We start from the raw sequence: 3,920 nt of genomic DNA, 5'->3' as shown, positions 1-3,920 counted from the left end.
CCCCCCCGGCCTCCCCCCCATCGAATCCCTCGATGCGGACGTTCTTCACCGTCTGGTTCGGGCAACTCATCTCGACGCTGGGCTCGGGCCTGACGAACTTCGCGCTCGGGGCGTACGTGTACGAGACGTCCGGCTCCGTCACCAACTTCGCCCTGGTGATGTTCTTCGGCAGCCTGCCCCTGGTGATTCTGTCCCCCCTGGCCGGAGTCCTCGCGGACCGGTGGGACCGCCGGAAGATCATCCTGTGGGGAGATATCGGCTCGGCGGTCAGCATCCTCCTCATCTGGCTCCTGCTCGTGGGCCACGACTCCGGGTACTGGACCATCAAGGCCTGGTACTTCTACCTGCCGCTCTTCCTGGGCTCCGCCTGCAGCGCCCTGTGCTTCCCGGCGTGGATTGCCACCGTGCCGCTCATCGTCCCGCGGCAGCACCTGGGCCGCGCCAGCGGCATGACGGAGCTGAGCAGCGCGCTGGCCCAGATTTTCGGCCCCATTCTCTCCAGCTCGCTGATGGGCCCCATCGGCCTGCGCGGCATCCTCGTCCTGGACGCCATTTCCTACCTCTTCGCGGTGGGGGTGCTGCTCTTCGTCCGCTTCCCGCAGCCGTCCCGGGACGCCGAGAAGTCGGACGCCCCGCGCTCGCTCAAGGAGGACCTGAGGGAGGCCTGGAACTTCATCCGTGAGCGCCCGGGCCTGCGCCGGCTGATGCTGTTCGTCACCAGCATCGGCTTCGTGGTGTACATGGTGATGCTGCTCATCAACCCGCTGGTGCTCGCCTTCGGGGACGTGCAGGACCTGGGGCGGATTGCCACCACCGCGGGCGTGGGCGGACTGCTGGGCGGCATCCTCACCAGCGTGTGGGGCGGTCCCAAGCGCCGCGTCCTGGGCCTGATGGGTTTCTCCGCGGTGGCCTCGCTCGTGCTGCTGCTGGCGGCGCTGCCGCCCAGCGTGCCGCTCATCGCGGGCGCCGCCGCCGTCTTCCTCTTCACCTTCCCCCTCATCTCGTCCAGCAACCAGGTCCTCTGGCAGACCAAGACGCCTCCTTCGCTGCAGGGGCGCGTGGCCTCGCTGCGGCGGGTGCTCTTCCAGGGCACCGGCCTGACGGTGACGCTCATGGGCGGCATCCTGGCGGACCAGATCTTCGAGCCGGCGATGATGCCGGGCGGCGTGCTCGCCTCGACGTTGGGGCAGGTGATTGGCGTCGGCAAGGGGCGCGGCATCGCCGTGATGTTCATCGCGCTGAGCGGGTTGCTGCTGGCGAACGTGGTGATGCTGGCCTTCTCCCCCCGCGTGCGCAACCTGGAGACCGAGTTGCCGGACGTGCTGCCCGCCCAGCCCGGCCCGGAAGCCGGGCCCCTGACCTCCACTGACAACGCCACCGCGCGGGCGGAGACCGCCCCGCGTCTGGCCCCTACCGGGAGCACCGAGTCATGAGCGCCTTCAACCGTTGGTACCAGATGCTCCGCCGGTTGCCTCCGGCGCTGGCCACCATGACGCCGGGCCTGGGTCCCTGGATGGCCCGGCGCCGCTGGCCGCGCGCGCAGGGCACCCTCCAGCTGCAGGGCCTCCACGGCCCCGTGGAGGTGCTCCGCGATACCTGGGGCGTGCCCCACATCTTCGCCCGGGACGAGCACGACCTGTTCTTCGCCCAGGGCTACGTCCAGGCGCAGGACCGGCTGTGGCAGATCGAGTTCGGCCGGCTGGTGGGCAATGGGCTCCTGGCCTCCGTGCTGGGCCCGCGCCTGGTCCCCATGGACCACCTCATGCGCACGCTGGGGCTGCGCCGCATGGCGGAGCAGGGCCTGTCCTCCGTATCGCCCCAGGCCATGGACATCCTGGAGGCCTACTCGGCGGGGGTGAACGCGCGCATCGCCAACGAGCCGCTGCCGCTGGAGTTCACCATCCTGGGCCACAGCCCGGCGCCGTGGAAGCCGGTGGACACGCTGCTGCGCGGCAACCTGCTGGCGATGATGCTGGGCGGCAACTACCGCCTGGAGCTGCTGCGCGCGCGCCTGGTGGCGGAGGCCGGCGAGGACGTCGCCGCGCTGCTGCTGCCGTCGCACGCGCCGCAGACGCCGCTCATCGTTCCCAAGGAGGCGCGGCTCCAGGGCCTGCGCGGCGTGAAGTCACTGGAGGGGCTGGACGCCACGGACGCGGTGCTGGGAGACCCGAACATCGTCTCCGGCAGCAACAACTGGGTGGTGCACGGCCAGCGCACCGCCAGCGGCAAGCCGCTGCTCGCCAATGACGTCCACATCGGCCTGGGCATGCCGGCGCAGTTCTACGAGACCGGCCTGCACGGCGGCCGGTTCGACCACGTGGGCTTCTCGCTGCCCGGCGTGCCCATGCTCGTCATCGGCCACAACGGCCACGCGTCGTGGGGCATGTCCAACCTGGGGCCGGACACCCAGGACTTCTACCTGGAGAAGCTGGACGACCCGAAGCAGCCCACGCGCTACGAGTACCAGGGCGCGTGGCACGACCTGGAAATCCGCCGCGAGCAGTTCCCCGTCCGGGGCGGTCCGCCGGCGATGACGACCATCCGCAGCACGCGGCACGGCCCGCTGCTCAACCGGGCCATGAGCCAACTGATGGCCGACGAGGCGCCGCTGGCGCTGCGCTGGGCCCACACCGACTGCAAGCCGCTCGTCGACGCGCTCCTGGGACTGAACCTGGCGAAGAGCTGGGACGAGTTCCGCGCCGCGTGCGCCCTGTGGGAGAGCCCGGGGCAGAACTTCGTGTACGCGGACGTGAAGGGCAACGTGGGCTACCAGTCCACGGGGAAGATTCCCCTGCGCGCCGCGGGCCACCAGGGCACGGTGCCGGTGCCGGGGTGGACGGGCGAGTACGAGTGGCAGGGCTACATCCCCTTCGAGGACCTGCCCGCCTCCCTCAACCCGCCCGCGGGCTACGCGGCCACCGCGAACAACAAGATTACGTCCGACGACTACCCGTACGTCATCGCCCACAACTGGTTCCCGGGCTACCGCGCGAAGCGCATCACCGACCTGCTGGCGGAGGGCACGAAGCACACGGTGGAGGACATGCGCCGCATCCAGTCGGAGACGTACTCCATCCCCGCGGAGCTGATGCGCCCGCACCTGCTGGCGGTGAAGCCCGCGGACGACGCGCAGGCCCAGGCCCTGAAGGCGCTGGCCGAGTGGGACTTGCGCTTCGAGGTGGACAGCGTCGGCGCCACCATCTTCCAGGCCTGGTACATCCACGTGCTGCGCGCCCTCTTGCGCCACAAGCTGCAGCCCAAGCTGGCGCAGCGCTACCTGGAGAGCGACTACGAGCGCCACGGCAGCATGCACATGCCGCTGGTCATCGAGCTGATGGGCAAGCCGGACGACGCGTGGTGGGACGACCCGGCGACGCCCGAGCGCGAGACGCGGGACGACATCCTCCGGCGCACCCTGGGCGAGGCCCTGCGGTGGCTGGGTGAGCACCACGGGCAGGACCCGAAGGGGTGGGCCTGGGGCAACGTCCACACGGTGACGTACCAGCACATGACGCTGGGAGGACCGGCCAGCCCGGGCCCGCTGCGGCGCCTCGCCAACACACGGACGCTGCCCGCGCGCGGGGACAACTACTCGGTGGATGGGGCGTCCTTCCTGTGGCACCAGCCCTTCAAGGTGGTCCACGGCACGGCGCTGCGGATGATTGTCGACCTGGGCGACCTGTCGAAGTCCGTGGCCATTCACGCCCCCGGGCAGTCAGAACACCTGTACCACCCGCACCGGGATGACCTGCTGGAGCTGAACAGCCAGGTGCGCTACCACCCGCTGCTGCACACGCGGCAGGCGGTGGAAGCGCACGTGAGGAACACGCTGACGCTCCAGCCCGCCGGCAAGCCCAAGACCTGAGCCCGGCTCAGGTCGACACATCACCCGCGCCTCCTTCTTCAACTTCGATTCTTCG

General features: G+C 70.2%; 2 protein-coding genes. Both read left to right on the top strand.

Going from position 1 to position 3,920, the window contains the following annotated elements; genetic code table 11:
• Positions 1–32: 32 nt before the first annotated feature.
• Entirely contained in the window at positions 33–1,433 is a 1,401-nt protein-coding gene (locus HG543_RS01245; RefSeq protein ID WP_169342771.1) for an MFS transporter, read from the top strand.
• Positions 1,430–3,865 carry a penicillin acylase family protein gene (locus HG543_RS01240; protein WP_169342770.1) on the top strand — a complete coding sequence of 812 codons (2,436 nt, stop codon included), beginning with the start codon at positions 1,430–1,432 and terminating at the stop codon, positions 3,863–3,865. Before HG543_RS01245 ends, HG543_RS01240 begins: the two co-directional genes overlap by 4 nt.
• The last annotated feature ends 55 nt before the right edge of the window (positions 3,866–3,920 follow it).

Source organism: Pyxidicoccus fallax (assembly GCF_012933655.1).
Taxonomy (GTDB): Bacteria; Myxococcota; Myxococcia; order Myxococcales; family Myxococcaceae; genus Myxococcus; species Myxococcus fallax.
This window is presented reverse-complemented; position numbering and strand designations above follow the sequence as displayed.